At 71.4% G+C, this 26,762-nt stretch carries 26 protein-coding genes; 13 read left to right on the forward strand and 13 right to left on the reverse strand.

The features are described 5' to 3' along the window. Window positions 1-14: 14 nt before the first annotated feature. The 10 genes from Vlu01_RS06560 (at window position 15) to Vlu01_RS06605 (ending at window position 11,473) form a co-directional block, all read left to right on the forward strand. Window positions 15-893: a branched-chain amino acid ABC transporter permease gene (locus Vlu01_RS06560; RefSeq protein WP_203995476.1), complete on the forward strand. Its 879-nt coding sequence runs from the start codon at window positions 15-17 to the stop codon at window positions 891-893. Continuing rightward, window positions 890-1,996 carry a branched-chain amino acid ABC transporter permease gene (locus tag Vlu01_RS06565; RefSeq protein ID WP_239095745.1) on the forward strand — a complete coding sequence of 369 codons (1,107 nt, stop codon included), beginning with the start codon at window positions 890-892 and terminating at the stop codon, window positions 1,994-1,996. The genes Vlu01_RS06560 and Vlu01_RS06565 overlap by 4 nt, the downstream gene beginning before the upstream one ends. A 65-nt stretch (window positions 1,997-2,061) precedes the next feature. Then, window positions 2,062-3,339: an ABC transporter substrate-binding protein gene (locus tag Vlu01_RS06570; protein ID WP_203995478.1), complete on the forward strand. Its 1,278-nt coding sequence runs from the start codon at window positions 2,062-2,064 to the stop codon at window positions 3,337-3,339. 148 nt (window positions 3,340-3,487) lie between these two features. Beyond that, window positions 3,488-4,099, forward strand: a complete 612-nt coding sequence (locus Vlu01_RS06575; protein ID WP_203995480.1) for a TetR/AcrR family transcriptional regulator — start codon at window positions 3,488-3,490, stop codon at window positions 4,097-4,099. Between the two features lie 60 nt (window positions 4,100-4,159). Next, window positions 4,160-6,916: a helix-turn-helix transcriptional regulator gene (locus Vlu01_RS06580; protein ID WP_203995481.1), complete on the forward strand. Its 2,757-nt coding sequence runs from the start codon at window positions 4,160-4,162 to the stop codon at window positions 6,914-6,916. Window positions 6,917-7,099: 183 nt separating this feature from the next. Continuing rightward, window positions 7,100-8,071, forward strand: a complete 972-nt coding sequence (locus Vlu01_RS06585) for an ABC transporter substrate-binding protein (RefSeq protein ID WP_203995483.1) — start codon at window positions 7,100-7,102, stop codon at window positions 8,069-8,071. Window positions 8,072-8,138: 67 nt separating this feature from the next. Beyond that, the gene (locus Vlu01_RS06590) at window positions 8,139-8,939 is read left to right on the forward strand and encodes an ABC transporter permease (protein ID WP_239095746.1); all 801 of its coding nucleotides are present in this window, start codon (window positions 8,139-8,141) and stop codon (window positions 8,937-8,939) included. Then, complete coding sequence (locus Vlu01_RS06595) at window positions 8,936-9,760, forward strand: ABC transporter permease (RefSeq protein ID WP_203995487.1); 825 nt, start codon at window positions 8,936-8,938, stop codon at window positions 9,758-9,760. Before Vlu01_RS06590 ends, Vlu01_RS06595 begins: the two co-directional genes overlap by 4 nt. Next, window positions 9,753-10,553, forward strand: a complete 801-nt coding sequence (locus Vlu01_RS06600; protein WP_203995488.1) for an ABC transporter ATP-binding protein — start codon at window positions 9,753-9,755, stop codon at window positions 10,551-10,553. The genes Vlu01_RS06595 and Vlu01_RS06600 overlap by 8 nt, the downstream gene beginning before the upstream one ends. Before the next feature lie 35 nt (window positions 10,554-10,588). Then, window positions 10,589-11,473 carry a PaaX family transcriptional regulator gene (locus Vlu01_RS06605; RefSeq protein WP_203995490.1) on the forward strand — a complete coding sequence of 295 codons (885 nt, stop codon included), beginning with the start codon at window positions 10,589-10,591 and terminating at the stop codon, window positions 11,471-11,473. On the opposite strand, the gene Vlu01_RS06610 is transcribed toward Vlu01_RS06605, so the two are convergent. Genes Vlu01_RS06610 through Vlu01_RS06625 form a run of 4 tightly spaced genes read right to left on the reverse strand, consistent with a single transcriptional unit; the run spans window position 11,394 to window position 15,285 of the window. Further along, window positions 11,394-12,923, reverse strand: a complete 1,530-nt coding sequence (locus Vlu01_RS06610) for an acyl-CoA synthetase (RefSeq protein WP_203995492.1) — start codon at window positions 12,921-12,923, stop codon at window positions 11,394-11,396. The genes Vlu01_RS06605 and Vlu01_RS06610 overlap by 80 nt on opposite strands. 60 nt (window positions 12,924-12,983) lie before the next feature. After that, window positions 12,984-13,436, reverse strand: a complete 453-nt coding sequence (locus tag Vlu01_RS06615) for a MaoC family dehydratase (protein ID WP_203995495.1) — start codon at window positions 13,434-13,436, stop codon at window positions 12,984-12,986. Between the two features lie 16 nt (window positions 13,437-13,452). Beyond that, window positions 13,453-14,334, reverse strand: coding sequence for an amidohydrolase family protein (locus Vlu01_RS06620; RefSeq protein WP_203995496.1), 882 nt, complete (start codon window positions 14,332-14,334; stop codon window positions 13,453-13,455). 24 nt (window positions 14,335-14,358) lie between these two features. Then, entirely contained in the window at window positions 14,359-15,285 is a 927-nt protein-coding gene (locus Vlu01_RS06625) for an SDR family oxidoreductase (RefSeq protein ID WP_203995498.1), read from the reverse strand. A gap of 82 nt (window positions 15,286-15,367) precedes the next feature. On the opposite strand from Vlu01_RS06625, the gene Vlu01_RS06630 reads away from it, so the two are divergent. After that, a complete protein-coding gene (locus Vlu01_RS06630) occupies window positions 15,368-15,835 on the forward strand; it encodes a MarR family winged helix-turn-helix transcriptional regulator (protein WP_203995507.1) in 468 nt (155 codons plus the stop codon). A gap of 50 nt (window positions 15,836-15,885) precedes the next feature. On the opposite strand, the gene Vlu01_RS06635 is transcribed toward Vlu01_RS06630, so the two are convergent. The 6 genes from Vlu01_RS06635 to Vlu01_RS06660 all read right to left on the reverse strand — a co-directional run bounded on the left by Vlu01_RS06635 (window position 15,886) and on the right by Vlu01_RS06660 (window position 22,275). Beyond that, window positions 15,886-18,036 (reverse strand): DUF6351 family protein, encoded by a 2,151-nt coding sequence (locus Vlu01_RS06635; RefSeq protein ID WP_203995508.1) that lies wholly within the window; start codon window positions 18,034-18,036, stop codon window positions 15,886-15,888. Window positions 18,037-18,195: 159 nt separating this feature from the next. Then, window positions 18,196-19,077: a PaaX family transcriptional regulator gene (locus tag Vlu01_RS06640; RefSeq protein ID WP_203995509.1), complete on the reverse strand. Its 882-nt coding sequence runs from the start codon at window positions 19,075-19,077 to the stop codon at window positions 18,196-18,198. A gap of 100 nt (window positions 19,078-19,177) precedes the next feature. Then, window positions 19,178-19,951 (reverse strand): IclR family transcriptional regulator, encoded by a 774-nt coding sequence (locus Vlu01_RS06645; RefSeq protein ID WP_203995510.1) that lies wholly within the window; start codon window positions 19,949-19,951, stop codon window positions 19,178-19,180. Window positions 19,952-19,982: 31 nt separating this feature from the next. Then, on the reverse strand, window positions 19,983-20,936 hold the full coding sequence (locus Vlu01_RS06650; RefSeq protein WP_239095747.1) for a PDR/VanB family oxidoreductase: 954 nt from the start codon (window positions 20,934-20,936) through the stop codon (window positions 19,983-19,985). Then, the gene (locus Vlu01_RS06655) at window positions 20,933-21,235 is read right to left on the reverse strand and encodes a hypothetical protein (RefSeq protein WP_203995511.1); all 303 of its coding nucleotides are present in this window, start codon (window positions 21,233-21,235) and stop codon (window positions 20,933-20,935) included. Before Vlu01_RS06655 ends, Vlu01_RS06650 begins: the two co-directional genes overlap by 4 nt. Then, window positions 21,232-22,275, reverse strand: a complete 1,044-nt coding sequence (locus Vlu01_RS06660) for an aromatic ring-hydroxylating dioxygenase subunit alpha (protein WP_203995512.1) — start codon at window positions 22,273-22,275, stop codon at window positions 21,232-21,234. The genes Vlu01_RS06655 and Vlu01_RS06660 overlap by 4 nt, the downstream gene beginning before the upstream one ends. 406 nt (window positions 22,276-22,681) lie before the next feature. On the opposite strand from Vlu01_RS06660, the gene Vlu01_RS06665 reads away from it, so the two are divergent. Continuing rightward, window positions 22,682-22,894, forward strand: coding sequence for a hypothetical protein (locus Vlu01_RS06665; protein ID WP_203995513.1), 213 nt, complete (start codon window positions 22,682-22,684; stop codon window positions 22,892-22,894). A 60-nt stretch (window positions 22,895-22,954) separates the two neighbouring features. Then, a complete protein-coding gene (locus Vlu01_RS06670; protein WP_203995514.1) occupies window positions 22,955-23,209 on the forward strand; it encodes a hypothetical protein in 255 nt (84 codons plus the stop codon). A 301-nt stretch (window positions 23,210-23,510) separates the two neighbouring features. On the opposite strand, the gene Vlu01_RS06675 is transcribed toward Vlu01_RS06670, so the two are convergent. Genes Vlu01_RS06675 through Vlu01_RS06685 form a run of 3 tightly spaced genes read right to left on the reverse strand, consistent with a single transcriptional unit; the run spans window position 23,511 to window position 26,712 of the window. After that, window positions 23,511-24,587: an alcohol dehydrogenase catalytic domain-containing protein gene (locus Vlu01_RS06675; RefSeq protein ID WP_203995521.1), complete on the reverse strand. Its 1,077-nt coding sequence runs from the start codon at window positions 24,585-24,587 to the stop codon at window positions 23,511-23,513. After that, a complete protein-coding gene (locus tag Vlu01_RS06680) occupies window positions 24,584-26,002 on the reverse strand; it encodes an aldehyde dehydrogenase family protein (protein ID WP_203995522.1) in 1,419 nt (472 codons plus the stop codon). Before Vlu01_RS06680 ends, Vlu01_RS06675 begins: the two co-directional genes overlap by 4 nt. A 44-nt stretch (window positions 26,003-26,046) precedes the next feature. Beyond that, window positions 26,047-26,712, reverse strand: a complete 666-nt coding sequence (locus Vlu01_RS06685) for a TetR/AcrR family transcriptional regulator (RefSeq protein ID WP_203995523.1) — start codon at window positions 26,710-26,712, stop codon at window positions 26,047-26,049. Between the last annotated feature and the right edge of the window lie 50 nt (window positions 26,713-26,762).

A 26,762-nucleotide genomic window follows, 5' to 3' on the forward strand; every position in this document is an offset into this window, starting at 1 on the left:
ACGCAAGGAGGACCGTGGACCGCTTCCTCTTCCTCACCCTCGACGGCCTGTCGAGGGGCGCGGTCTACGCCGCGTTCGCGCTAGCCCTGGTGCTCATCTGGCGGGCCGGTCGGATCGTCAACTTCGCCCAGGGGGCGATGGCGGTGGCCGCCGCGTACGTCGCGTACAGCGTCACCGCCGCGACCGGCTCGTACTGGCTCGGCTTCGGTGCGGCGCTGCTCGCCGGCCTGCTGCTCGGCGCGGTGGTCGACATCGCGGTGATGCGGCTGGTGGACCACCGCTCACCACTCAACCCGGTGATCGTCGCGCTCGGGCTGGTCCTGCTGATCCAGGCGGTCCTCGGCATGGTGTACGGCAACGAGTACCTGCCCGCTCAGACTCCGTTCAGTCGGAGCGCGTTGACGGTGGGCGGCACCGCCGTGCTGTCCCCGTACGACCTGTTCGTCTTCGCCACCGTCGGGGTGGTGGGCGCGGCCCTCGTCTGGATCTTCACCCGGACCGCGATCGGGCTCCGGATGCGGGCGGCGGCGTTCGCGCCCGAGGTGTCCCGGCTGCTCGGGGTGAACGTCGGTGGCATGCTCACCCTCGGCTGGGCGCTCGCCTCGGGCGTCGGGGCCCTGGCCGGGATGCTGGTCATTCCCACCGAGCTGGGTCTGCACCCACACGCGATGGACCTGGTCTTCGTCTCCGCGTTCACCGCCGCGGTGATCGGTGGGCTGGACAGCCCACCCGGCGCGGTCGTCGGTGGCCTGGGGGTCGGATTGTTGCTCTCCTACGTCAGCGGGTACGCCGGTGGCGACCTCATCCCGCTGGCGGTGCTCGCGCTGCTGATGACGGTGCTGCTGGTGCGTCCCGGCGGGCTGTTCGCTCCGGTCACCGCGAGGCGGGTGTGAGCGCCACCCGGGCGGCGGCGCGTCCCGGCCGAGCCACCGCCGTCGAGTCCACCCGGCCCCGTCGGGCGGTGCCGACCCTGCTCCGCCACCTCGCCGTCGCGGCCGGCGTCGCGCTGCTGGTGCTGATGGCCAGCTACCAACTCGACTCGTTCCGCAACTTCCAGCTGGCCACCGTGGCGGCCTACCTTTGCGCCACCGCCGGGCTGACCGTGCTCACCGGGCTCTGCGGGCAGCTCTCGCTGGGGCACGGCGCGCTGATGGCCACCGGCGCGTACGCCCTGGCGCTGACGCAGAGCGCCTTCGCCGAGCGGGGCCTCATCGCTGGTGGGTGGCTAATCGTGTCGCTGGTGGTGGCGGTCCTGGCCACCGTCGTCGTCGGCGCGGTCGTCGGGGTGGTCGCCGCCCGGTTGCGCGGGCCGTACCTGGCCGGTCTCACCCTGGCCGTGGCGGTGGTGGTGCCGGCGTTGACCGTCACCTTCGACGGCGTCTTCAACGGCGAGCAGGGTCTGCCGGTGCCGGTGGCGCCCGCACCGGCCGGGCTGGGTCTCTACTTTCCGCACGAGCGGTGGCAGCTCTGGGTGGCCGCCGCGGCGACCCTGCTCTGCCTGGTGCTGCTGGCCAACCTGGTCCGCAGCCGGTACGGCCGCTCCTTCCGGGCGGTCCGTGACGACGAGGTCGCCGCCCGCCTCGCCGGGATCCACGTCGCCCGTACCCAGGTCATCGCGTTCGTGGTCAGCGCGGCCAGCGCCGGCCTCGGCGGTGCCCTGCTGGCGGTGCTCGCGCAGCGCGTGTCACCCGGCGCGTTCGGTCTGACGTTGTCGCTGTTCCTGCTGATGGCGGTGGTCATCGGGGGTCTCGGCCGGCTCGCCGGGGCGGTCTGGGGCGCCTTCCTGCTGGTCGCCCTGCCGGACCTCACGCACTCCCTGACCAACCTGTTCACCCTCTCGCCGGCGGCGGCGCAGCGGCTGGAGGGCAACGTGCCGCTGGCGATCTTCGGCGGCACCCTGATCGTCGTCATGATCGCCGCGCCCGGCGGCGTGCAAGGGCTTCTCTCCCGGCTGACCGGGGCGCTGCGCGCCCGCTGGCCGGTCAGGCGGTCGTAACCGTTCCACCTCACTCACCCCACCAACCAACTCCCGCTACCGGACCGATGAAAGGTCGGTGTCCCATGCGAACCACGGCACGGCGCGGTCTCGTGATCGCCACCACCCTCACCCTGCTGCTCAGCTCCACTGCCTGCGCCGACGACGGTCCCGGGTCGGGCGAACCGGTGCCCGGCGTCACCGACACGGAGATCATCGTCGGCACCCACATGCCGCTGACCGGTCCGGCGTCCGCCGGTTACTCGAAGATCGCCCCGGCGACGAAGGCGTACTTCGACTACGTCAACGCCAACGGCGGCGTACACGGCCGCTCGATCACCTACAAGATCATGGACGACGGGTACAACCCCTCGACCACCCAGCAGGTCGTCCGGCAACTCGTGTTGCAGGACAAGGTCTTCGCCATTCTCAACGGGCTGGGCACGCCGACCCACACCGGCGTGCTGGACTTCCTGCACACCAACCGGGTGCCCGATCTTTTCGTTGCCTCCGGCAGTCGCAACTGGGACCAGCCCGAGCGCTACCCGAACACCTTCGGCTTCAACCCCGACTACACGGTCGAGGGCAAGATCCTGGCGAACCACGTGAAGACCACGTCGCCCGGCCGCAAGGTCTGCTTCCTCGGGCAGGACGACGACTTCGGCCGGGACGCGCTGGCCGGCGTGGAGAAGGTGCTCGGCGCCGACGGCGTGACCGACCGCCAGACGTACGTCACCAGCAACACCAACGTCGCGCCGCAGATCGGCGCGTTCAAGGCCGCCGGCTGCGAGGTCGTCATCCTGGCCACCGTGCCTGGCTTCACCGCGCTGTCCGTCGGCACCGCCGCCCGACTGGACTTCCGGCCGCAGTGGGTGGTGTCGAACGTGGGCGCCGACCACCCGACGCTGGCCCGGCAGCTCGGCGACGCCGCCGGACTGCTGGAGGGCCTGGTCGGCCTGAACTACCTGCCGATGCAGGGTGACACCGACGATCCGTGGATCCAGCTCTTCACCAAGATCAACGCGGAGCACAACGGCGGTGCGGAGTTCGACGGCAACACCGTCTACGGCATGGCGGTGGGATATCTGTTCGTGCAGGTGCTGCTGGCCGCCGGCAAGGATCTCACCCGCGAGTCGCTGGTCGAGGCCGTCCGCAAGGGCGGCTACCAGGGGCCCGGCGTGGCGCCGTTGCGGTTCTCCGACACCGACCACTCCGGCTACGGCGGCGGCCGGCTGAGCCGGGTGGAGGGAGGAGAGCAGCGCTTCTTCGGCCCGACCTACGAGACCGACGAGGCCGACGGACCCGTCAACGAGTACACCGCGCCGCCGGTGACGCCGCCGGCCAACGGCGTGCCGACCGCCTGATCCACCAGCCCGGTGTGCACCGTCCGGACCCGGACCCCGGGCGGTGCGCACCGGCGAGGTGCGCCGATGGTCGTCGGCCCGCCGCGACCACAGCGGCCTAGACTCGGCTCGCACGAACGCGACGCCAGGGATGAGGGGGACGGCGGGGATGGTCAGTGCCGAGGCGGCCGGTCGGGTCGACGGACGCACCGCCCGGGCCGAGCGCACCCGGGCCGCGATCGTCGAGGCGCATCTCGCGCTCATCTCCGAGGGCGACCTGCGCCCGACCGGTGAGCGCATCGCCGAGCGGGCCGGCATCTCCCTGCGTACGCTCTGGACCAACTTCAAGGACATGGAGACGCTGTTCGAGGCCAGCGGCGCGGAGTTGCTCCGCCAGCAGGACGCCGCCTGGCGGCCGATCGCGCCCGCGTTGCCGCTGGCCAAACGGGTCGACGCGTTCTGCCGGCAGCGAGCGAAGCTGCTCCAACTGATCGCGCCGTCGGCTCGGGCGGCACAGATGCGCGAACCCGTTTCCGCGCAGCTGCGCCGCAACCGGCTCAAGCACATCGCTCGGGTACGCGACGAGATCGAGCAGCTGTTCGCCGAGGAGCTGGACCGCGCCGGGCCGGCGCGGGAACAGCTGGTCAACGCGGTGGTGGCGGCAAGCACCTGGCCGGCGTGGTCGACCCTGCGCGACGGTCTCGGGTTGGGCGTCGACGCCGCCCGGGCGGTGATGACCCGCACCGTCGCCGCGTTGCTGGCCGAGCCGGCCGACCGCTGACCTGCGCCGCCCCGATAATCACCCCTTCTCAAGCGACGACCGATAGGCGAGACTCGATGCATGGTTAGTGCATCGACGGTGCAAATAGCTGTGCTGCGGGGTCGGCAGGCGGAGTGCCGGGAGATCCGGGCCCTGCTCGCCGCGCCGGCCGGGAGGGCGCTGCTGCTGCACGGCGAGCCTGGCTCCGGGCGCAGCGCGTTGCTGGCGTACGCCCACCGGCACGGTGGGGGTCGCCGGCTGCTCGCCGCCGCCGGCCTGCCCGACGAGGCGATGCTGCCCTACGCCGGGTTGCAGCGGCTGCTCGACCCCGTGCTCGACCGCGCGAGCGCCCTGCCGGAACGACAACGGCAGGTGCTGCGCCGCGCGGTGGCCGGTGAAGGCTGTCGCGACCAGGACCAACTCGTGCTCTCCCACGCCGTACTCGGGCTGCTCGCCGAGGCCGCCCACGACGGCCCGTTGCTGTGCACCATGGACGACCTCGACGCGGGCGACGCCCCGACGGCGCGGTTGCTGACCTTCGTGGCCCGGCGGCTGCCGCAGCTGCCTGTCGTCCTGCTGCTCACCGCTGGCAGCGACAGTGCAGCGGACGCGATCCCCAGCCGCCGGCTGCTGCCGCTCGACGGATCGGACAGCCACGCCCTGCTGACCGCGCGTTGCCCGGGACCGCCACCACCCGGGCCGGTGCTGGCCGCCCTGAGCACCCTGGCCGCCGGAAACCCGCAGGCCCTCATCGACCTCGCGGACTCGCTGACGCCCGGCCAGTGGCACGGCGCGGAACCGCTGCCCACGGCACCGCCGGCCGACGGCGACCTGGGCCGGGCGTATCGCGGCCTGCTGTCCCGCCTGCCCGCCGACACGGGGCGCGCACTGCTGCTGGCCGCGCTCGCCGCCCCGACCCAGGCCGATCAGAAGCACGGCGTGGACCCGGTCACGCTGGGCCGGGCGCTGCGAGCGGCCGGCGACAGTTTCGCGGCGCTCGCACCGGCTGAGGCCGCCGGCCTGATCCGGCTCACCGTCCGCGGTGGGGCTGTCTTTCCCCGGCCGCTGGCCCGCGCCATGGTCGAAGCGACCGCCTCCCTCGCCGCGCGTCGCGACGCCCATCTGCTGCTCGCCGCCACGCTCGACGGCACCGAGGCCCGGCTGCGTCGGGCCCTGCACCTGGCCGCGGCGACGGACGGACCGGCCCCGGCCCTGGCGACAGAGTTGGAGGAGGCGGTGAGCGACCGGGCGGACCGGTCCGCCGCCGCGACGGCGCTGGCCCGGGCCGCCGAACTCAGCGACGCCCCGGTGCTCGCCGCCCGACGGCAGGTCACCGCCGCCCGCTACGCCTGGCAGGCGGGAGATCCCGACCGCGCCCACGCGTTGCTGCACCGCGTCGCGGGCACCGGCGGGCTCGCCGAACTGCTGCGTGGCGAGATGCGGCTGCGCTGCGGCTCCGCGCCGGCCGCGCTGCCGACCCTGTTGGCGGCCGCGACGACGCTGGCCGAGGTCGACCGCGAGTCGGCGCTGGTCGCGCTGGTGCGGGCCGGTGAGGCCGTCTGCTTCTCCGGTGACCAGTACCGCTACGCCGAGGTGGCCCGCCGGATGGCGGCGCTTCGCCGCGACGGGGATCCGCCGTGGGTGGAGCTGCTGACCACCCAGGTCGCCGGGGTCGCCGCCACGCTGCGCGGTGCGCATGCCGACGGCGGCCCGCTGCTGCGCCGCGCGGTGGTGCTCGGTGGCCGGCTGACCGACGCCGAACTGAACCCGACCGCGTTGAGTGGTGCGGCCGTGGCTGGCCTGCTGGTGGCGGTGGACGCCGCGGCGTACCGGCTCGCTGACCGCGCCGTCGAACTGGCGGCCGAACGTGGCGAGGTGTCCCTGCTGCCCAGGGCGCTCGAACTACGCGCGATGAGTGAGTACTGGCTGGGCCGGCACGACGCCGCCACCAAGAGTTGCCGGGAAGGGTTACGGGTGGCGCGGGCTGCCGGCCAGCACACCAGCGCCGGCGTGCACCTCGGCCTGCTCGCCGTGCTCGCGGCGGTACGGGCCGACCGCGACACCAGTCTCGGCCACGTCGCCGAGCTGGGCGACGCGGCCGTACCGGGCAGTCGCCCACACGCCCTCGCCCAGTGGGCCCTCGCGGTGCTGGACCTGGTCGACGCCAGGTACGCAGACGCCGCGGACCGCCTGGCCGCGCTGGCCAGCCCCGGTACCGGGCGCGGTCAGGTCCTCGTCCAGGTGATGGCCACTCCGCACCTGGTGGAGGCCGCCGCGCACGCCGGTAGGCACGCCCGGGCCCGCGCCGCGCTCGCCGTCTTCGACCACTGGGCCGGCAGTACCGCCAGCCCGCTGCGCCGAGCGCTGTCGGCCCGCTGCCACGCGTTGCTGGCCCCGCGCGGCAGCGCCGAGGCCGAGCAGCAGTTCCGCACGGCGCTGTCCCTGCACCCCTCCGACGCAGCCACCTTCGAACGGGCACGTACCGAGCTGCTCTTCGGCCGGGAGCTGCGCCGCGCTCGTCGCCCCCGTGAGGCCCGTGGTCACCTGCACCGGGCCCGGCAGGACTTCACCCTGCTCGGCGCCGAGGTGTGGGCGCGGCAGACCACCGTGGAACTGCGGGCGGCGGGGGAGTCCGTCGGTACGCCGGACCCGCACGCCGTGCGGCTGCTCACCGGCCAGCAGTTGCGCATCGCCCACCTGGTCGCCTCCGGTGCCACCAACCGGGAGGTCGCCTCGCAGATGTTCCTGTCCACCCGGACCGTCGACCACCACCTGCGCAACATCTACCACCGGCTGGGCATCCGCTCCCGTACCGAGCTGGTCCGGGCGCTGGGCTGACGTTCGAAACCGATATTTAAACGATCCATGACGGGCGTCAGAATTTCTTGACATTTGGTGGGCGGTGGCCGACGATGGGCCAACACGGCCGGGTGATCATACTCACATCGGGCCCGCCGTAGGTCTCAAGGCACCTGTCGGTGTTGACGCACCCACCACCCCCGCCCAGGAAGGGCCTTGTCGATGAAGAAGGTTTTCACACTCGGGCTGATCGCGGGTCTCGCGATCGCGCTCGCTGGTTGTACGGACTCGGACGCCACCCCCTCGGGAGAGAACAGCGGCGAACTGCGCCAGGTTCGCGTCGCCGCCCTGCCCATCACCGAGACCGCCGCGTTGTGGGGCGGCATGAAGGCCGGCATCTTCGCCAAACACGGACTCTCCGTCGAGGTGCTGCCCGCGCAGGGCGGCGCTCAGGCCATCCCCGCGCTCATCAACGGTGACATCGACTTCGCCATCGGTCAGCCGTTCGGCCCGTTCCGGGCCGACCTGCAGGATCTCGGCGTCGTGATCATCGGCAACTACGCGTCGTCCTACGCTGAGGGCGACGACATCAACGCCGTGGTGGCCTCGGCCAAGTCGGGCATCACCAGGCCGGCGCAGCTCGCGGGCAAGCGGGTGTCGGTCAACAGCCTGGGAGCGGCCGGCGACGTCACCATCATGGCTGCGGTGGAGAAGGACGGCGGTGACCCCTCCACCATCAAGTTCGTCGAGGTCGCCTTCCCCGACGTCCCAGCCCAGCTCGAAGCCGACAACATCGACGCCGCCTGGGTGCCGGAACCCTTCGTCACCCAGCTTCGCAACCGTGGTGACACCTTCATCGTCGCGCCTTACCAGGCGGTGGCGCCCGGACTCGCGACGCTGACCACGATCGCGACGAAGGAGCGGTTGGATTCCGACGCCGAGCTGATCGCCGACTTCACGGCCGCGATGAAGGAAACGCTCGCGTGGGCGCAGGACTCCGCCAACGAGACGGCCGTCCGTCAGGCGATCAAGGACAATCTGGAGCTCCCGGAGCCGGTCGCGGACTCGGTGAAGCTGCCGCGCTTCAGCTGGGAACTGGACCGGACGAGCCTGGAGTCACTGGCCACGCTCGCCGGCAAGTACCAGGTGCTCGACCGGCAGCCCAACTTCGACCGCCTCGTCCAACAGCAGTAGACCGGCGCGGTCCCGCCCTGCCCGGTGACCAGCCGGGAAGGGCGGGACCGCCGACCACGGGAGCAACATGCACGTCTTGTCCATCCGGCGTCCCCGTTCGCTGCGCAAGGTGGTGCTGGGTGTCGTCGGGCTGACCGGGTTCCTCGTCGTCTGGCAGCTGATCCCGACCCTGGGCCTGATCAACTCGCAGTACCTGCCGTACGTCACAGACGTGCTCGCCCGGCTCGCCGAGGAGTTCCGCGACCTCGCCTTCTGGCGTCGGCTCGGGCACACCATGACCTCCTGGGCGATCGGGTTGGCCGTGGCCACGGCCGCCGCGGTCGTCCTCGGCACGATCGTCGGTCTGGTGCCCGTCCTGCGCCGCGCCACCCACACGGTGGTGGAGTTCCTGCGACCCATCCCCTCGGTGGCGCTCATCCCGCTCGCCGTGCTGTTGTTCGGCATCCGGATGCAGGCCGCGCTCCTCATCATCATCTACGCGTCGTTCTGGCAGGTGTTCGTGCAGGTGATCTACGGCGTCGCCGACGTCGACTCGGTCGCCCGGGACACCGCCCGCAGCTTCGGACTCACCCGCCGTGAGCGGTTGTCGTACCTGGTGCTGCCGACCGCCCTGCCGTACCTCATGACGGGTATCCGGCTCGCCGCGGCGGTCGCCCTCATCCTCGCCATCACCGCCGAGATGGTGATCGGCAATCCGGGTCTGGGACGCATGATCGAGCTGTCCCGCTCCGCCGGTGACGCCGTCGGGCTGTACGCCCTCGTGGTGGTCACCGGGTTGCTCGGGCTCCTGGTGAACCTCGTCTTCCGCTTCATCGAGCGGCGTTCGTTGTCCTGGCACCAGTCCGTACGCGGTGAGGAGGTCCTGTGACCGTGCACACCGACCGGATCGCCCAGCGGTCGCGCGGGCGCGGTCTCGGGCGCCGCGTCGTCGCGAGTCTCCTCTACTCGCTCGGGCTGCCCTTCCTGCTGCTGGTGGTCTGGGGGCTGACGGCGACCTCGTCGACCAACCGCTTCTTCCCCGGCCCCCTGACGATTCTGGAGGCATTCCGGGAAACCTGGATCGGCCCCGCGTTCGTCGACGACGTGCTGCCGAGCCTCTACCGGCTCGCCCTCGGCATCGCCGCCTCGATCGTGATCGGCGTCGCCGTCGGCACGCTCATCGGGCTGTTCCACTGGCTGCGCGAACTGCTCGAACCGCTGCTGGAGTTCTTCCGGGCGATCCCACCGCCGGTGCTGATCCCGGTGATGATGCTGCTGCTCGGCATCACCGACACGATGAAGGTGGTCGTCATCGTCTCCGGCGCGGTCTGGCCCATCCTGCTGAACACGATCGACGGTGTCCGGGCCACCGACAGCGTGATGTCCGAAACCGCCGACTCGTTCCAGATCACCTGGTGGGAGCGGCTCCGGTTCCTGGTGCTCCCGGCGGCCAGCCCCCGGATCATGACCGGCGTCCGGCAAGGACTCTCGGTCGCGCTGATCCTGATGGTCATCTCGGAGATGTTCGCCTCGTCCGCCGGTCTGGGCTACCGGATCGCCTACTTCCAACGCAACTACCTCATCGCCGAGATGTGGAGCGGCATTCTCCTGCTCGGCCTCGTCGGCGTTCTCCTCGCCGCGACCTTCGGTGTCGTCGAGCGGCGGGTGCTGCGCTGGTACCACGGAATCAGGGAGGTCAATCGTGCCTGACCGGAACACGTTGCTGCGGGTGGAGCACCTGCGCAAGGTCTACGAGTCCGCCAACGGCGATGTCGAGGCGATCGGGGACATCAGCTTCACCATGCGCTCCGGTGAGCTCGTCTGCATCGTCGGGCCGTCCGGCTGTGGCAAGACGACCCTGTTGAAGTGCCTCGCCGGCCTGCTCCGACCCACCAGCGGCCTGGTCGAGATGGACGGGCAGCCGGTGACCGGTCCGAGCCCCGCGATGGCCGTGGTCTTTCAGGAGTACGGTCGGAGCCTCTACCCGTGGTTGACCGTCCGGGGCAACGTCGAACTGCCGCTACGCCACAAGCGGCTGTCCCGCGCGGCCCGAGACAAGCTCGTCACCGACGCCATCGACGCGGTCGGGCTGGCCCACGCGGCACGCAGTCACCCCTGGCAGCTCTCGGGCGGCATGCAGCAGCGGGTGGCGATCGCGCGGGCCATCGCGTACCAACCCGAGGTGCTGATCATGGACGAGCCGTTCGCCGCGGTCGACGCGCAGACCCGCGCGGACCTGGAGGATCTCGTGCGTGAGCTGCACACGACGCGCGGAATATCGGTTCTCTTCGTCACTCACGACATCGACGAATCGGTTTACCTGGGGGAGCGGGTCCTAGTGTTGTCCGCATCACCGACCTGGGTGCAGGAGGATCTGGCCGTCGACCTTCCGGTGGAGCGCGACCAGATCGGTACCCGGGCGCTACCGCGCTTCACCGAACTGCGTACCCATGTCTACGACCAGATCCAGCGGGCGAAGCGCGGGCAGACCGTCGCCCCGTGATCGTGGCGAGGGCTCATCCGCTCGGGAGGAAAGCTGTGCGCAGTCGCCAGCCGAAGCAACTACTGCTCGCGTTCTTTGGCGAGCACGTCGTCGACGATGATCCAGGCCCGATCCGCGCCAGCGTCCTGATCGGGGTGCTCGAAGGAGCCGGCGTCGCCGCACCGGCGACGCGGGCGACCCTCGACCGACTGGTGCAGACCGGCATCCTCGACCGGAGCAAGAGCGGGCGGGAGATCCTGTTCTCGCTGACCGAGCACGGGGTGGCGGTGTTGCGTGAGGCCACCGCACGCGTCCGGGGCCCGCGTCCGTTCGATCCGCAGGGCACCGGATGGACCCTCGTCACGTTCACGATCCCCGAGGGACAACGGACCCTGCGCCACCGGTTGCGGTCCACCCTCACCTGGGAGGGGTTCGCACCACTGCGCGACGGGCTCTGGCTCGCCCCCGGCGAGGTCGACCTCGCCGGGTCGTTGGAGCCGTTGTGCCGGGACCTTCCCCCCAAGACGGTCATCGCCTTCCACGCCCGGGAACTGGCCGGCTTCCCGATCGCCGACAGTGTCCGCTCGGCATGGGACATCGAGGCGATCCGGCGCGAGCACCTGGCGTTCATCGAGGTGTGGGACGATCCGGGCGCTGCGACGCAGGCACCGAGTGCGCTGACCGTGCGGACGATGCTGGTGGCCGACTGGCTCGCGTTGCTGCGCGCGGACCCGAGACTGCCCCGCGAGTTCATGGACGCGCAGTGGCCGGCCGGACGCTCGACCCAGGTCTACCGGCAGATGCACGAGCGGCTTTCCGCGTCGTCCGCCGAGGAGTTCGCCGCGCTCGTCAACGGAGGTGCTACGAGCCGCCGAACCGGTCCCGCAGCTCAGCCTTGCGCACCTTCCCCGACGCGGTCCGGGGCAGTTCGTCGACGATGACCACGTTCTTGGGCAGCTTGTAGCGGGCGACCCGGCCGTCCAGGAACCGCCGCACGCTGGCCACGTCGACAGCGGCGTCCTCCCGTACCGTCAGGATCGCCCAGGGCACCTCGCCCCACTGCGCGTCCGGTACGCCGATGACCGCTACCCCGGTCACCCCGTCGATCTCACCGAGCAGCACTTCGATCTCGGCCGGGTAGATGTTCTCGCCACCCGAGATGATCATGTCTTTGAGTCGGCCCGCGATGTGGAGGTAACCATCGGCGTCCAGGTAACCGAGGTCGCCGGAGCGGAACCAGCCGTCCGCGGTGAACGCCTCGGCCGTCGCCTCCGGCAGCAGGTGGTAGCCGGGAAAGACGTTCGGGCCACAGATCTGGATCTCACCGATGCCGTCGTCGGCGATCGGCGCGCCGTGTTCGTCGGCGATCCGCACGCTGGTGAAGAAGTGGGGCAGACCCACGCTGCCCTGCTTGGCGCGGGTCATCGCGGGAGGCAGCGACGTCGCCCCCGGGGACGCCTCCGTCATGCCGTAGCCCTGGGAGAAGGAGAGGCCGCGCTTCTCGTAGGCGTTGAGAATCCGGGTGGGCACGGCCGAACCACCACAGGTCAGCTTGCTCAACGTGGACAGGTCGGTGGTGGCCCAGTTCGGATGGTCGGCCATCAGCTGGTAGGTGGTCGGCACGCCGCTGAGCATGGTGACGCCGTGCCGCTCGATCTGGGCGAGCGCACGCCCCGGCTCGAAGCCCTTCTCCAGGACGAGCGTGGCGCCCTTGAGGATGACCGGCAGCGCCCCCATGCCGAGGGACGCGACATGGAACAACGGCGAGATCATCAGCGCCACGTCGGTCGAGACGACGTCGTAGTCCACCACGCAGTTGAGCGCGACCCAGGTGAGGTTGCCGTGGGTCAGTACCGCCCCCTTGGCCCGACCGGTCGTACCCGAGGTGTAGATGATCGCGGCGGGGTCGTCCATGCCCACCTCGGCGGCGGCCGTGTCGTCCCCGGCGGTCGTGGTCAGCAGGCGGGTCAGCCCCGGGCGGTCGGCTGTGCCCGCTCCGGTGACCACGACCTGCGGCGACGGTCCGGCGTCGACGGCGTCGGCCACCCGCTGCGCGAACTCGACATCGTGGATCAGCACCCGCGCGCCGCAGTCGGTGAGGACGTGGGCGACCTCGGGCGGGGCCAGCCGGGTGTTGACCGGAACGAAGACGGCGCCCAACCGGGCCGCCCCGAACATCACCTGGAGGAAGTCGGGACTGTTCTCGCCCAGATAGGCCACCGCGTCGCCCTTGCCGACGCCGAGCCGGCTCAACAGCGCGGCGACCCGGTCGGCGCCGTCGGCGAACTGGCGGTACGTCACGGTGGAGCGGTCGTCGTGGACGAGGGCGACCTTGTCGGGGGATTTGAGCCGGCGCTTGGCCAACCAGGCACCGATACCTTGTTCGTGCATGAGCGGTCTCCGGTGGTCAGGTGGTGGTGCGTCGAGGAGTGGCCGCTGCGCCGGTGGCGGTCAGGCGTAGAAGCGGTACAGGCCGCGCGCCACCACTGCGGGCTTGGTGCCTCCGTCGATCTCGATCGTCTGGTCGACGGAGATCTGGTAGCCGCCGGTCACCTCGACGACCTCGGCGACGGTCGCCGTCATGCGTACCCGTGATCCGACCGTGACGGGGGCGGGGAAGCGCACCCGGTCGAGGCCGTAGTTGACCTTCGTGGTGACCCCCTTCACGTCGAGCAGTTCGGTCCAGAAGGGCACCGCCAGGGAGAGTGTGAGGAAGCCGTGGGCGATCGGCGCGCCGAACGGTCCGTTCTTCGCCCGCTCCGGATCGACGTGGATCCACTGGTGATCGTCGGTGGCGTCGGCGAAGAGGTTCACCTGGTCCTGGGTAACCGTCCGGTACTCGGTGTAACCGAGGTCGGTGCCGGCAAGTTCGGTGAGCTGTTCGTAGGTGATCGTGGTCGTCATGAGCTTCCTCTCGTCGTCAGCTGGACAGGCGCAACAGCCGGACGGCGTTGTCCTTCAGGATGCCGGGGAGCACCTCGGGCTTGAGGTCGGTGCTGCGTACGTCCCGTAGCCAACGGTCGGGGGTGAGCAGCGGGTAGTCGGTGCCGAACAGCACCCGGCGCTTGAGCAGCGAGTTGGCGTATCGCACCAACTCGGCCGGAAAGTACTTCGGGCTCCAGCCGGACAGGTCGATCCAGGTGTTGGGCTTGTGGGTGGCCACCGACAACGCCTCGTCCTGCCAGGGCACCGACGGGTGCGCCATGATGATCTGAAGGTCGGGGAAGTCGGCCGCGACGGGATCGAGCAGCATCGGGTTCGACAGGCCGAGCCGGAAGCCGTAGCCGCCCGGCATGCCCGCACCGATCCCGGTCTGCCCGGTGTGGAACAACGCCGGCACGCGGGCCTTCTCGAGCAGGCCCCACAGCGGGGCGTACTGCTCGTGGCTCGGATCGAAGCCCTGCACGGTGGGATGGAACTTGAAGCCGCGTACGCCTTCGTCCTCGATCAGCCGGGTGGCGAGGTCGAGCGCTGCCGCTCCGGTGCGGGGGTCAACGGACCCGAAAGGGATCAGGACGTCGGCGTGCTCAGCCGCGGCGCGGGCGATCTCCACGCTCGACAGCGGCTGGTGCGTCAGTTGGGTACGGGCGTCCACCGTGAACACGACGGCCGCCATCTGGCGTTCCCGGTAGTACTGCGCCACCGCCTCGATCGCTGGGCGCGGCCCGTCGGCCTTGAAGTACTTCGACACCGCGGCCACGAGGTCGTCGGGCAGCGAATTGTGGCCGTGCTCGTCGACCTCGATGTGCACGTGCATGTCGATCGCGGTGACGGCGTCGAGGTCGATGGCGGGTTGGTACATGATGGGGAGCTTTCGTCCGGCGGGTCAGGATGCGGCGGTCTTGAACTCCTCGGGAAGATCCGGGAACCGCTCACCGACAGTCTGCAGCGCCTCGGAGAAGGTCGCCGGCCAGGCATCGAGGAGTGCCTCGTACGTCCAGCCGCCCTCGCGGTGGGCGGTCAGCGCCGCCTCCGGGTGGGTCCAAATCTGGAGCCGGTCGCCGCCCACTCCGATCACCTGCCCGGTGATGCCGCCGGCGGCGTCGGAACCGAGGTACGCGATGAGTCCGGCGACGTCGTCCGCCGTGCCGAAGCCGAGATCGTGCCGGAAGAACGCCGGCATCGGCTCGCCCCTCTCGGCTGCCTGCACGGCGGCGGCGAAATAGGGGACGGTGGCGGTCATGGCGGTCGCGGCCACCGGAACCACGGTGTTGGCGGTGATGCCGGCGCGCTTGAGCTCCAACGCCCAGGTGCGCGTCATGCCGACGATGCCCGCCTTGGCGGCGGCGTAGTTGGTCTGGCCGAAGGTGCCGCGCTGGCCGGTGGGCGAGCCGATGCAGATGATGCGTCCGCCCTCACCGGCCGCCCGCATGTGCTGCACTGCCGCGCGTACCGTGGTGAAGGTGCCCCGCAGGTGCACGTTGATGACGGTGTCGAAGTCGTCGTCGGTCATCTTCCACAGCACGGTGTCGCGCAGGACACCGGCATTGGTGACCAGAATGTCGAGTCGACCGAAGGTCTCGACCGCGGTGGCGACCAGCTGCTCGGCGGTCTCGGTCGGGCCGACCGGAGCGACCACCGAGGCGGCCCGGCCGCCGAGCGCCTGGATCGAGGCGACGGCGTCGGCGGTGGCCTGCGCGTCGACGTCGTTGACCACCACGGAAGCGCCCTGTCGGGCGAGCTCCTGCGCGTACGCGAGGCCGAGACCGCGTCCGGATCCGGTGACGATGGCGACCTTGCCGTCCAGGGACATGGGAACTCCTTCGTGTCCACCCGATCTGAGCATGGACCGTTGAAAATGTCAATCATTGGTGAATCTTGCTACCATCGTCGACATGTCCGCTAGCGGGAAGACCCGGGTGCCGGGGCGCGACGCCCTGCGGGACAGCGTGCTCGGCGATGACCTGGTTTTTCTGCTGGCCCGTGCGAACGCGCTGACGCTCGCGGCGGCCAACGCCGCCCTCGCCGAGCACGGGCTCAAGGCGCGGTCGTACTCGGTGCTGGCGCTGGCCGCCGACGGGGCCCGACCCACCCAGCGGGAACTCGCCGAGTTCCTTCACCTCGACCCGAGCCAGGTCGTCGCGCTCGTCGACGGGCTCGAACAGCGTCAGCTGGTGGAGCGCCGCACGGATCCCGCCGACCGGCGGGCCAACGTGCTCGTCGCGACTGACGCCGGTCGGGACCTCTTCGCCCGGGCCCAGCAGGCCGCCCGCGCCGTGGAGCTGGGCCTGCTCGCCACGGTGACCCCCGAGGAGCACGAGCGGCTGGCCGGCCTGCTGCGGTTGCTCGCCTTCCCCGACTGAGCGTGGTCGGGAGGCTCCCCCGTGGCGAGCCTCCCGACCTGTGCTGCCCGTCAGAAGCGGATCCAGGTGCCGGCGAGCGGACGCTGGCCGACGCCCGGCTTCGACCAGTCACAGACGCCGCCGGGGAAGACCGCTCGCAACCGCCGCCACTGCTCAGCGGTGAAGGTCACCCCGTACAGCGACTTGCGCAGCGGCTGGAGCTGGCACTTGAGCACCGCCGAGGTGGTCGGCCCGCCTGCCACCACCCGGGGATTGCGGTGGTACGGGTAGAACTGGTTGCACCGGGCGCCCGGGTCGAGGGTCAGCCGCTCCACGATCCGCTCTCCGTCGGGCGTGACGCAGCCGTCGGTCAGGCCACGCGGTCGGGACAGTCGGGTGAGCGCGACCGCGTCGAGGTGCGGCCGGGCCGCCGCGAGCCTGCCGCGCGCGGTCAGCCAGGCGTCCATGTCGGTGAGCGCCTGTTCCTGGATCGCCGCGCTCGTCACTCCCGGCGGGCCGGTCACGCTCACGTGGTTGTCGGCGTTGCCGTTGGCGCGCACCAGCCGCTCCCGCATGGTCCAGGAGCGGAACCTGTCGTGGAAGTCGCCTGTCGGGTCGGTGTAGCCACGCGTCTCGATGATCGGGGTCCAGCGCAGGCCGCCGTCGAACTGGTTGACCCGGCCCGTCGCGTACGCCGTGCCGAGCGCCGCGACGTTCGCCGAGGTGCGCTGCGGGGTGCGGTTGCCCTCCACGTCCAGGCCGCCGATGCCCTCGTTGAGTCGGACGAACTGCTCCGGACTGAGCACGCCGGCCTTGAGCGTCGCCAGGCCGTACTGCACGCCCACGGTGTCCGGGATGATCGGCCGGCCGGCGCCGGTCCGCCTGTCGATCCCGTACACGTTCGAGACGAAGTCCGCCATGGCGCAGCGGATGCCCTCCGGGTTGGTGTCCGGGTGGTAGCGCCGGTCGGCGGGGATGTGGGCGGGGCAGGCGGTCGGCCAGTCGACACTGTCGAAGAACTGGTAACCGAAACAGGTGTTCGAGCTGCCGAAGCCGCTGACGGCGCTCTGCTGGGCCGCCGACAGACCGGCGGCGGTGGCGGCCTGGGAGATGAACCGGCACTCGTGACCGGAGATGGTGGTGGAGCGCTCGTCCGGGTAGCCGATGCTGCCGATGACGCCGTCCAGGATGCCGGGATAGGCGTTCGAGATCAGCAACTGCTGCATGGTGCCGGCCGATCCGCCCCAACCCATGGTGAAGGCCGGTACGCCGAGCGTCTCGATGAAGTGTTCCTTGACCATCATGGCCGTCTCGGCGGAGGTGACGTCGTTGCAGTTGTGCGCGTACACGTTGAAGGTCGCGCTGGCCACCGCGTAGCCGCGCCGCAGCAGCGTGTCGTCGAGGACGCCGCCGGTGCTGGTGGCCTGGGTGTGGCCGATGCCGCAGGCGCCGCCGAAGGTATACACCAGGCGTTCGTTCCAGCCAGGGGTGGTCGTCCACGGGCTCGGGGCCGGCGTGCCCGGCTGGTGCAGCATGGCGATCTCGTACACCGCCCGGTTGATGGTGCCGCGTTCGATCCGCACCACGTACGGGACGGTCCGACCGGCTGTGGTGGTGGTGCTGGCCAGGTCCGCCGGCAGCGGACCGTCGGGCAGGTCGAGGAAGCTCCCGGCGGTGCTGCGGTACCGGTAGCTGACCTGGGGCTCGGCGACGTGGCAGTTCTCGTCGACCGGGCCCAGATACCACGGGCTGCCCGAGGCGGTGCAGAAGAGTGGGATGTGCGGCCCGGAGAAGACCGGGCCGGCGGCGGGATGGTTGACAACCGTCAGGGTGGCACCGGGTCGGCCCGGGCCCGGCCCGTGGGCGCGGACCTCGATCCGGTTGCGGCCCAGCTTCAGCCGGTCCACCAGGCCGAGCAGGCTCCACCTGTCACCCGCCGACCGGAAGCGGCTGGTCACGTCCCGGCCGTCGAGGCGGACCGTCACCCGGTGGGGTGCGACGCTACGCGGCACGGTGACCCGCACCAGGGCGTCACCGCCGCTGACCATGTCCGCGCGGCCGGAGACGACCGCCACGTCGAAGCCCCGGTCGCCGCCCTTACCGGCCACGGGTGTGGCGCCGGCCGGTGCGGAGCTGCCGACCAGTGCGGTGGCGATGAGCGCGGTCAACGCCACCCGGAGGGGTCGGCGCCGGGCGCTCCTCCGAGATCGGTGGATGGGCATGGCAGGACCCCTTTCAGCCGGGGACGGACGGCTGGGCCTCCGGGGTCGAAGGCACGCAGAGAACGTAATGCGAAAACTGACCGGCAGTCAATGGAAGTGCAATGCATCAATGTCGCGAGGCGGCCCGAGGCAGGGATCGGGGGCGGATGTGCGGTGCGGTCAGACCGGTTCGAGTCGCTGGACGAGGTCCTCGAAGCGTCTCTGGGCCAGCGGTGCCAGCGCTGCGGAGATGCTCAGAAACATCGCCCGCGCCTCGGCGCGCGGAAACGACCGGGGCAGAAACTCGGCGGGCAGGTCAGGGTCGGTGCCGACAAGCGCCCGCCAGTCACTGACCAGCCGGGTACGGGCGACGAGCGCCTCCGCCGGCAGCACCCCGCCGGCCATGGCCCGACCGGCCAGCTCGCGGTAGCGGTCCAGGAAGTCCCGGTAACCGGCGGCCACCTCGTCGATCCGCCAGGCGGCCTCCAGCCGTGCCCGACCGGCCGGCAGCAGCTCCAGCTCGGTGGACCGCAGAATCACCGCGTCGGTGACCCCGAGTTCGCTGAGCTGCTCGCGTGCCTCGTGGCGCCTGTCGTGCGGGGTCACCCAGGTCGCGTCGTACCACGGCCAGAACGTCAACCAGCGCAACCTGGCCCGGATCAGGCGACGCTGGTTCGCGTCCTCCGTCGGCACCGTGAACGCGATGAGCGTCCAACTGCCGTCCCAGGAGCTCTCGTCGGTGGTGGCGAAGATGCGCCGGGCGCCCCGCTGGAGGATGTGCCAGGCCGGCTCGGTCAACCGGTAGCTGGTCCGCCGGCCTTCCTTGGTCCGCTGGAGCATGCCCCGCTGGGTCAGCCGGGCGAGCGTGGCGCGGGCGTTCGCGGGCGCGATGCCGAACTCTGCGAGGACCGCCACCAGGCCCCCGGACGGCAGGGGTGCACGACCGGTGTGCCAGTGGTCCCCGAGCAGGGTCACCAGTAGACGCTGGGCCCGGGCGCGCCCGACCGCCGCCCGCTCCGACGACGACCCCGGCGGGAACCGCTCGTCCAGACCGTCACTCACCACGCGGACGCCCCGGTGGTGATTCCGTCGGTCCGGGGCTGGTCAGAGCGCATCAACACCCGGACACGTTACTGCGCCGGGTGACGAGGCGGTACCGGCCTCACCCGGTCGACGGCGGTGACCCGTACGACGTGCCCAGTGACCGGGAGATCGTCCGGCCCGCCGCCTGGACCAGCGGTGCCAGCGCCACCGGGTCCGCCCGGTGCCGGGCGACCACGAGTGAGATCGCGGCGACCACCGACCCCTCCGGTCCGCGGATCGGCGCGGCGACCGAGAGGGCGTCCATGGTGACCTGCCGGTCGCTGACCGCGTACCCGGTGCGACGTATCTCGGCGAGACCGCGACGTAGCCGCCCGGGATCGGTGATGGTCAGCGCGGTGTACCGCTCCAGCGGCGCGGCCAGCACCTGCTCCTGGGTCTCGGCCGGCGCGTACGCGAGCAGCACCAGCCCGACGCCGGTGGCGTGCAACGCGAAGCGGCCACCGACCCGGGTGAGCACCGGCACCGCGTGTCGTCCGGCGATGCGTTCGATGAAGACGAGTTCGGCGTCCTGCCGGACGGCGAGCTGGACGTTCTCGTGGGTCACCTCGTACAGATCCTCCATGGTCGGCAACGCCAGTTCGCGCAGCCCGAGCCCCCGGGGCGCGAGCGAACCCACCTCCCACAGCCGCAACCCGATCCGGTACCGTCCGTCGCCACCGCGCTCCAGCGCGCCCCAGGCGACCAGTTCGGCGACCCGGCGGGACGCGGTGGGCAACGGCAGCTCGGCGCGCCGGGCCAGCTCGCTGAGAGTCAACGCCGGACGGGCCGGGGTGAACGCGTCGAGCAGGGCCAGCACCTTGCTGGTGACCGACCGTCCGGGTTGCGCGCTCACCCCGCCATCATGCCGACCTCGGCCGCGCCGGTCACAGCTCCAGGGTCAGCCGGGGCGTGACGGACCGGGAAACGCAGATCATCATGGTGTCGCCGACCGCCCGTTCCGCCTCGGTGAGCAGGCTGTCCCGATGCTCCGGCACGCCGGCCAGGACGGGTGTCTCGCAGGTGCCGCAGGTGCCCTCCCGGCACGAGGACAGCACCTGCACGCCCGCGGCCTCCACCGCCTCCAGGATCGACGTGCCGGGCGGTACGGTCAGGGTCCGGCCGCTGAGGGTGAGTTCCACCTCGACGGCGGTGTCGGCACCGTCGACCGGAGCCAGCGGCGTGAAGCGCTCGACGTGCAGCGTCCCGGCCGGCCAGGTCCGGCAGCGTTGCTCCACCGCCGCGATCAGCGACTCCGGTCCGCAGCAGTAGACGAGTCCGTCGGCCGGTCGAGCCAGTAGCGCGTCCAGGTCGAGCAGGCCCGTCTCGTCCTGCGGGTGCAGGGTCACCCGGTCGCCGTACTTCGCCCGCAGAGTGTCGGCGAACGCCATGGTGGCGCGGCTGCGTCCGCCGTACACCAGTCGCCAGTCGGCCCCGGCGGCGTCGGCGGCGGCGACCATCGGCCCGATCGGCGTGATACCGATGCCACCGGCGACGAACAGATAACGCGCCGCCGCCACCAGCGGGAAGTTGTTCCGTGGGCCGCGCACCCGGACGGTCGCGCCCGGAATGAGCCGCTCGTGCACGTGCCGCGATCCGCCGCGTCCCTCCGGCTCCAACTGCACCGCGATCCGCAGGGTTCCCCGGTCGGCCGGATCACCGCAGAGCGAGTACTGGCGCACCAGCCCGGGCCCGAGTTCCAGGTCGAGGTGCGCGCCGGGGGTCCAGGCGGGCAGGTCGCCGCCGCCGGGGCGGCACAGGCGCAGCACGGCGACACCCGCCGCCGCCTCGTCCCGGCCGGCGACCACCAGCTCCACGCCGTCCAGGTCCGCGCCGCTCATGCCGGCACCGCCGACCGCGCCGGCTCGTCCGGCGCGGTCGTCCGTGTCGGGTCGTCCGGCGCGGTCGTCCGTGTCGGGTCGGGCGGCGCGGGCGTTTGCGTGGCGGCCGGGGGTGCCGGCGTGGCCACCTCCGGGTGATGGCCGTCCGGGTGGGCGAGCAGCCACTCCCACAGCTCGACCGGTTCCTCGGCGAGACGTTCGGCGCCGCAGTGACAGATCCCGCGCAGCGTGTCGGTGCCCGGCATCCAGTGGATGCGGTAGATCCGGTCGCCGGTGAGCATGCTGGCCGGCTCGGTCATCGGGGCGCCCCCACCGACCCCGCCTCGACCATCCGCGCCAGCAGGCGTCGGGCGGCGAGCCCGCCGGTGTCGATGTTGATGCTGAGTTCCTGGTACTTGTCCGGTTCGGAGGCGATCACCTGCTCCAGGATGTTCAGCGCTGTCACGTCCTGCATGACCACCGTGTGGTTGCTCTGGTGCAGGTACTCGCTGACCGACTCGTCGTCGATGGCGAAGTCGCGGGCCACCGCCCAGAAGTCGTAGGTGGTGTTCTCCGTCGACGGCGTGATGGCGTACACGATCTCGGCGTGGAAGGCGTCGCTGTCCTCGCCCTCGGCCGGCGGATAGACGCCCTGCGGCGCGATCCGGCTGTGCAGCAGGTACAGGCACGGCGGGTGGTACTCGATGTCCTGCCAGCGGGTGATCCGGCCCTGGATGCCTGTCGACTTCGCGTAGAACGGCGGGCACTCGGCGTCGTCCATGTGCCGGCTGACGTAGACGATGCCGCGTTCCTCGTCGACCTCGGTGGTGATCGGCGTGTTCGCCACCTCGGGCGTGCCGATGTAGCCGCCGTGCAGGTAGGTCTCGTGCGACAGGTCCATCAGGTTGTCCACCAGCAGGCCGTACCGCGCGTTCAACGGCGCCATCCCGCGCACGACCGTGTAGCGCGGGTCATCCAGCCACGGCGCACGGGGAATCGTGGTCGGATCGGCGAGATCCCGGTCGCCGATCCAGACCCAGACGAGGGAGTCCTGCTCCACCACCGGGTACGCGGCGACCCGCGCGGTACGCGGGATGCGCTGCTGACCGGGTACGAAGACGCAGGCGCCGGTCTGGTCGTAGGTGAAACCGTGGTAGCCGCAGACGATGGTGTCGCCGTCGAGCCGACTCTCGGAGAGTGGATAGCGGCGGTGCACGCACCGGTCGGCGAGCGCCACGGCCGCCCCGGACTCGGTGCGGTAGAGGACCAGCGGCTCGCCCAGCACCGTGCGGGCCAGCAGATCCCGGCCGACCTCGCTGCTGTAGGCCGTCACGTACCACTGGTTACGGGCGAACGTCATCGTGACCCAACCTCTCGGGACGGGAGCGGGGTGCAGCCGGATGATCCCGTGACTTGACGGCTGACCGGCAGCTCGGGTTTCACTGAGTGAAAGGCTGACTGACGCTGCCTGTCGGCCCGGGCCTCGGGCTGCCGAGTCTTGTGGCGCCTGCCGGGGCCAGAAGAGCATCAACCTGCCGCCGGCAGAACGAACGGCGGCAGGTTCGGCGGCTCATCGACGATTCGAACGAGAACTTCCGACTCAGCGAGGCCAACGCCGACGCCGCGTTGCGCGGCCCACAGGACACCCGACCGCAGGTGGCGGGGCCGGGCGGCGAAGGGCGGACGTCACCTTCCTCGGAGCCGGCGGCACCGCGGCGTTCCGGCGGGAGGTCAAGTGTCTCAAGGGGGGCAACTTCAGCGGCGAGATGTCCCGCGCCGCGCGTCAAGTCAAGTACGACGGCGAGGTCTTCGTGCAGATGCCGGTTGGCACCGACGTGGGCCGCCTGCTGCAGCGGTTCTGGGGCGGCCGCACCGATGTGGACCTGGCCAAATACCGGGGTGTCTGGGTGACCGTGCATGATCCGAACGGCAACCGGATCGGAGCTGGCATGCTGGGACTGCGTGGCATGACGATGTGATTGAGGGGTTCTCGGGTGTCGCTCTCCGGCTGGTTGGCGTGTCCGCAGTGCGCCACGTGTATGGCGCTGGGCACCGCGTACCGGCTGGGGGACCAGCGAATCGGCTATTTCCAGGACGGTTACACCGCCAACTCCGACCAGCCGGAGTTGACCCGGGCGTTGTGGAAGTTCCTGGCCGACCACGCCAGGCACCCCCTGCGGGTGCTGCTGCCGGACACTCCGGGCTACGACGACCTGGACCAGTTCCGGGAAATCGGCGGCGACGAGCGGGGCGACGTTTCCTTCGCCGAGTACCTCGACGGGTGGCCCGGCTGAATCAGGCCCAACCACCTCACCGCCGGCACGGCAACCAGTACAAGCGCCGACCGTAGTCAGAGGCCCTGCCGATAGGACAACAACGGGGAAGTTGTCGCCTCGAAGCGAACGGAGACGACAACAACAGGGAAGTTGCACACGCTTAGCCGGGCGGCCGCCCGGGGCGATCACCGGCCAGGGGATCGATGGCATGTATGCCGACTGCGACCTGCCCTGGCCGTGCCCGACCCGGCGGAGGGAGCTGCGGGCGGAGTACGCGGACGCCGATCAGGCCGGCCATGGGATGTTCACACCGAACGGGTCAGTCGAACAGGACCACGGTGCGGGCGCCTTCGCCACGGGCCATCCGGGCCAGCGCCTCGGGTGCGGCGTCGAGGGTGATCCGGTCGCTGACCAGGAAGTCGAGGTCCAACCCGCCGTCGAGCACCGCGCGGGCCAGGTCGGGCACGTCGCGGTCCGGGTCGGAGGAGCCGTACACCGAGGAGCGCAGCGTCCGGGCGGAGTGGAAGATCTCCAGGGCGCTGAGCGCGACCAGGTCGTCCTTGGCGCCCATGCCGACCACGATGACCTGCCCGCCCCGGCGGGTGGCCCGCCAGGCGGCGCGGATGGTGGCGGCCCGACCGACGCACTCCACCGCGTGGTCGACGCCCCGGCCGGCGGTCAGTTTCCGTACCGCGCGGCTGAGGGTGTCGTCGGCGAGCAGGAAGTCGGTGGCGCCGGCGGCGTGCGCCAGCTCGGCCTTGGCGGGGGAGACGTCGACGGCGATGACGGTGGCGGCACCGGCGGCGCGGGCGGCGGCGACCGCCGAGAGGCCGACGCCGCCGATACCGATGACGGCGACCGAGTCACCGGGCCGCACGTCGGCGGTACGGCGGATCGCGCCGACGCCGGTGAGCACCGCGCAGCCGAGCAGCGCGGCGGTGGGGAAGGGAAGTTCCGCCGGTACGGTCACCACGGCCTGCTGCGGCACCACCACCTCCTCGGCCAACGCCCCGAGACCGAGGGTGACGTGCAGCGGCTCGCCGTCGACGGTGTGCCCGGCGGCGGCTGCCGGGTTGCCGGAGCGTTCGCAGAGCCAGGGCTCGCCGTGCCCGCAGTACCAGCAGTCGCGGCACGGGGGTGCCCAGTTGAGCACCACGTGGTCACCGACCGCTACCCGGTCGACTCCGTCGCCGACCTCGGCGACCACGCCGGCCGCCTCGTGGCCGAGCAGCAGCGGGTACGGCGCGACGATGGTGCCGTCGACCATGGACAGATCGGAGTGGCAGACGCCGGCCGCCCGGACCGCCACCCGTACCTGCCCGGTGCCGATGGCGGGCAGGTCGACGTGCTCGACCTGTGGCGGCGTGCCGACGCCCCGAACCACCAGGCCCCTCACCGCTGGATCGCCTTCACTTCGCAGAACTCCTCAAGCCCGTGTACGCCCAGCTCACGGCCAAGACCGGACTGTTTGTAGCCGCCGAACGGGGCGAGTGGGTTGAACGGCGCGCCGTTGATGTCGACGGCGCCGGTGCGCAGCCGGCGGGCCACCCGCAGCGCCCGCTCCTCGTCGCCGGACCAGACCGCGCCGGCCAGTCCGTAGCGGGAGTTGTTGGCCACCCGCACCGCGTGGTCGTCGTCGTCGACCGGGATGACGGCCAGCACCGGCCCGAAGACCTCCTCCTGGGCGAGGGCGCTGTCGGGGTCGACGTCGGCGATGACGGTCGGGGCGACGAACCAACCCCGCTGCGGGACGGGGGCGTCGGGCCCGCCGGCGATGAGCCGGCCGCCGTCGGCGAGGCCCCGGGCGATGTGCTCGCGTACCCGGTCGCGCTGCGCGGCGGAGACCAGCGGGCCGAGGCGGGTGGCCGGGTCGAGCGGGTCACCGAGCCGGTAGCCGTCGGTGGCCTTGGCGGCCAGGTCGAGGGCCTCGTCGTAGCGGGCCCGGTGCACCAGCATCCGGGTCCAGGCGGTGCAGGTCTGTCCCGAGTTGAGCAAGGCGTTGCCGACGCCCACCTTGACCGCCTTGACCAGGTCGGCGTCGTCGAGGATCACGTTTGCCGACTTGCCGCCCAGTTCCAGCGACACCCGGGCGATCCGGTCGGCGGCCAGGTGCGTGATCCGCCGGCCGGTGGCGGTGGAGCCGGTGAAGGAGACCAGGTCCACCTCCGGGTGACCTGCGAGCGCCTCACCGACCACCGGTCCGGTGCCGGTGACCAGGTTGACCACGCCGGGCGGCAGGCCGGCTTCGTGGATGGCGTCGAAGAGCAGGTACGCGGTCAGCGGGGTCAGTTCGCTCGGCTTCAGCACCAGCGTGCAGCCGGCGGCCAGGGCGGGAGCGAGCTTGGCGACGATCTGGTGCAGCGGATAGTTCCACGGGGTGATCGCGCCGACCACGCCGACGGGTTCGCGTACCACCAGGGAGTTGCCGATGGTCTGCGGCGCGGGCGGGTGGGCGGCCAGGTCGACGAAGCCGCGCAGGACGGTCAGCGGCAGCCCGGCCTGGACGCGGGCGGCGACCTTGAGCGGGGTGCCGAGTTCGGTGGCGACGGTCCGCGCGATGTCGTCGGCGCGCTCGGTCAGGACGGCGTGTAGCCGGTCGAGGTGGGCGGCCCGGTCGGCGGGGTCGGTCGCCGCCCAGCCTTCGAAGGCGGCCCGGGCGGCGGCCACGGCCGCCGCGACATCCTCGGCCGTGCCGGCCGGGACGGTGCCGATGACCTGCTCGGTCGTCGGGTTGTGCACCTCAAGCGGCTGCCGGCCCTCGGCGCTCACCCAGCGTCCGTCGAGGTAGAAGTCGGTCCGTTCGGATTCCATGGGCTCCTCACCTCGACTGAAAACTAGCAGTGCAAGTTGCGACTCTAGTACGCCGGACCCGTCGACGGGAGGGGTGGCAGCGGACCGACGACGCGTTCGTAGGTGTGGGACAGCCCGTCGATCAGCGCCTCCAGCCCGAGCGTGAAGGCGCCTTCGTCGACGCGCTGCTGATGCTCGGCGAGCCGGTGGGCCTGGCTCAGGTGTGGGTACTGCTCCGCGTAGAGCCCCGGGTCCTCCACGAAGCCTCGGGCGAAGGACCCGAGTGCCGACCCGGTCACGAAGTAGCGCATGAGCGCGCCGATGTGCGTCGCCCGGGCGGGCGGCCAACCCGCCGCGACGAGTCCGCCGTAGACGGCGTCGGCCATGGCCAGCGCCGCCGGGCGTCGCCCCGGGCCCCGGGCCAGGTGCGGCACGATGTTCGGATGGGCGGCGAGGGCGGCCCGGTAGGAGTGACCCCAGCGCAGCAGCGCCGCGCGCCAGTCGACCTCGCCGAAGAACGACACGTCGACCTGGCCGGTGATGCTGTCCGCGACCGCGTCGAGGATCTCGTCCTTGGTGGCGAAGTGGTTGTACAGCGACGGCCCGCGTACGCCGAGTGCGGCGGCGAGCCGACGGGTGGAGAACGCGTCGAGTCCTTCGGCGTCGATCAACGCGGCGGCGGCCTCGACGATCCGCTCCCGGCTGAGCAGGGCCTGTCGTGGCCGGGGCATGGGCATCCTCCTTCGGGCGGTGGTTCGCGGGGAACTTTGCCACACCGGGG

Source organism: Micromonospora lutea (genome assembly GCF_016863535.1).
In the GTDB taxonomy this organism is placed as follows: Bacteria; Actinomycetota; Actinomycetes; order Mycobacteriales; family Micromonosporaceae; genus Micromonospora; species Micromonospora lutea.

Coding starts and splice junctions, on each gene's coding strand:
- Vlu01_RS06585 (WP_203995483.1), top strand. CDS start 7,100: ATGAAGAAGGTTTTCACACTCGGGCTGATCGCGGGTCTCGCGATCGCG.
- Vlu01_RS06575 (WP_203995480.1), top strand. CDS start 3,488: ATGGTCAGTGCCGAGGCGGCCGGTCGGGTCGACGGACGCACCGCCCGG.
- Vlu01_RS06650 (WP_239095747.1), bottom strand. CDS start 20,936: ATGAGCGGCGCGGACCTGGACGGCGTGGAGCTGGTGGTCGCCGGCCGG.
- Vlu01_RS06625 (WP_203995498.1), bottom strand. CDS start 15,285: ATGTCCCTGGACGGCAAGGTCGCCATCGTCACCGGATCCGGACGCGGT.
- Vlu01_RS06615 (WP_203995495.1), bottom strand. CDS start 13,436: ATGACGACCACGATCACCTACGAACAGCTCACCGAACTTGCCGGCACC.
- Vlu01_RS06580 (WP_203995481.1), top strand. CDS start 4,160: ATGGTTAGTGCATCGACGGTGCAAATAGCTGTGCTGCGGGGTCGGCAG.
- Vlu01_RS06630 (WP_203995507.1), top strand. CDS start 15,368: ATGTCCGCTAGCGGGAAGACCCGGGTGCCGGGGCGCGACGCCCTGCGG.
- Vlu01_RS06670 (WP_203995514.1), top strand. CDS start 22,955: ATGGCGCTGGGCACCGCGTACCGGCTGGGGGACCAGCGAATCGGCTAT.
- Vlu01_RS06655 (WP_203995511.1), bottom strand. CDS start 21,235: ATGACCGAGCCGGCCAGCATGCTCACCGGCGACCGGATCTACCGCATC.
- Vlu01_RS06665 (WP_203995513.1), top strand. CDS start 22,682: ATGTCCCGCGCCGCGCGTCAAGTCAAGTACGACGGCGAGGTCTTCGTG.
- Vlu01_RS06635 (WP_203995508.1), bottom strand. CDS start 18,036: ATGCCCATCCACCGATCTCGGAGGAGCGCCCGGCGCCGACCCCTCCGG.
- Vlu01_RS06620 (WP_203995496.1), bottom strand. CDS start 14,334: ATGTACCAACCCGCCATCGACCTCGACGCCGTCACCGCGATCGACATG.
- Vlu01_RS06680 (WP_203995522.1), bottom strand. CDS start 26,002: ATGGAATCCGAACGGACCGACTTCTACCTCGACGGACGCTGGGTGAGC.
- Vlu01_RS06660 (WP_203995512.1), bottom strand. CDS start 22,275: ATGACGTTCGCCCGTAACCAGTGGTACGTGACGGCCTACAGCAGCGAG.
- Vlu01_RS06610 (WP_203995492.1), bottom strand. CDS start 12,923: ATGCACGAACAAGGTATCGGTGCCTGGTTGGCCAAGCGCCGGCTCAAA.
- Vlu01_RS06685 (WP_203995523.1), bottom strand. CDS start 26,712: ATGCCCCGGCCACGACAGGCCCTGCTCAGCCGGGAGCGGATCGTCGAG.
- Vlu01_RS06590 (WP_239095746.1), top strand. CDS start 8,139: ATGCACGTCTTGTCCATCCGGCGTCCCCGTTCGCTGCGCAAGGTGGTG.
- Vlu01_RS06570 (WP_203995478.1), top strand. CDS start 2,062: ATGCGAACCACGGCACGGCGCGGTCTCGTGATCGCCACCACCCTCACC.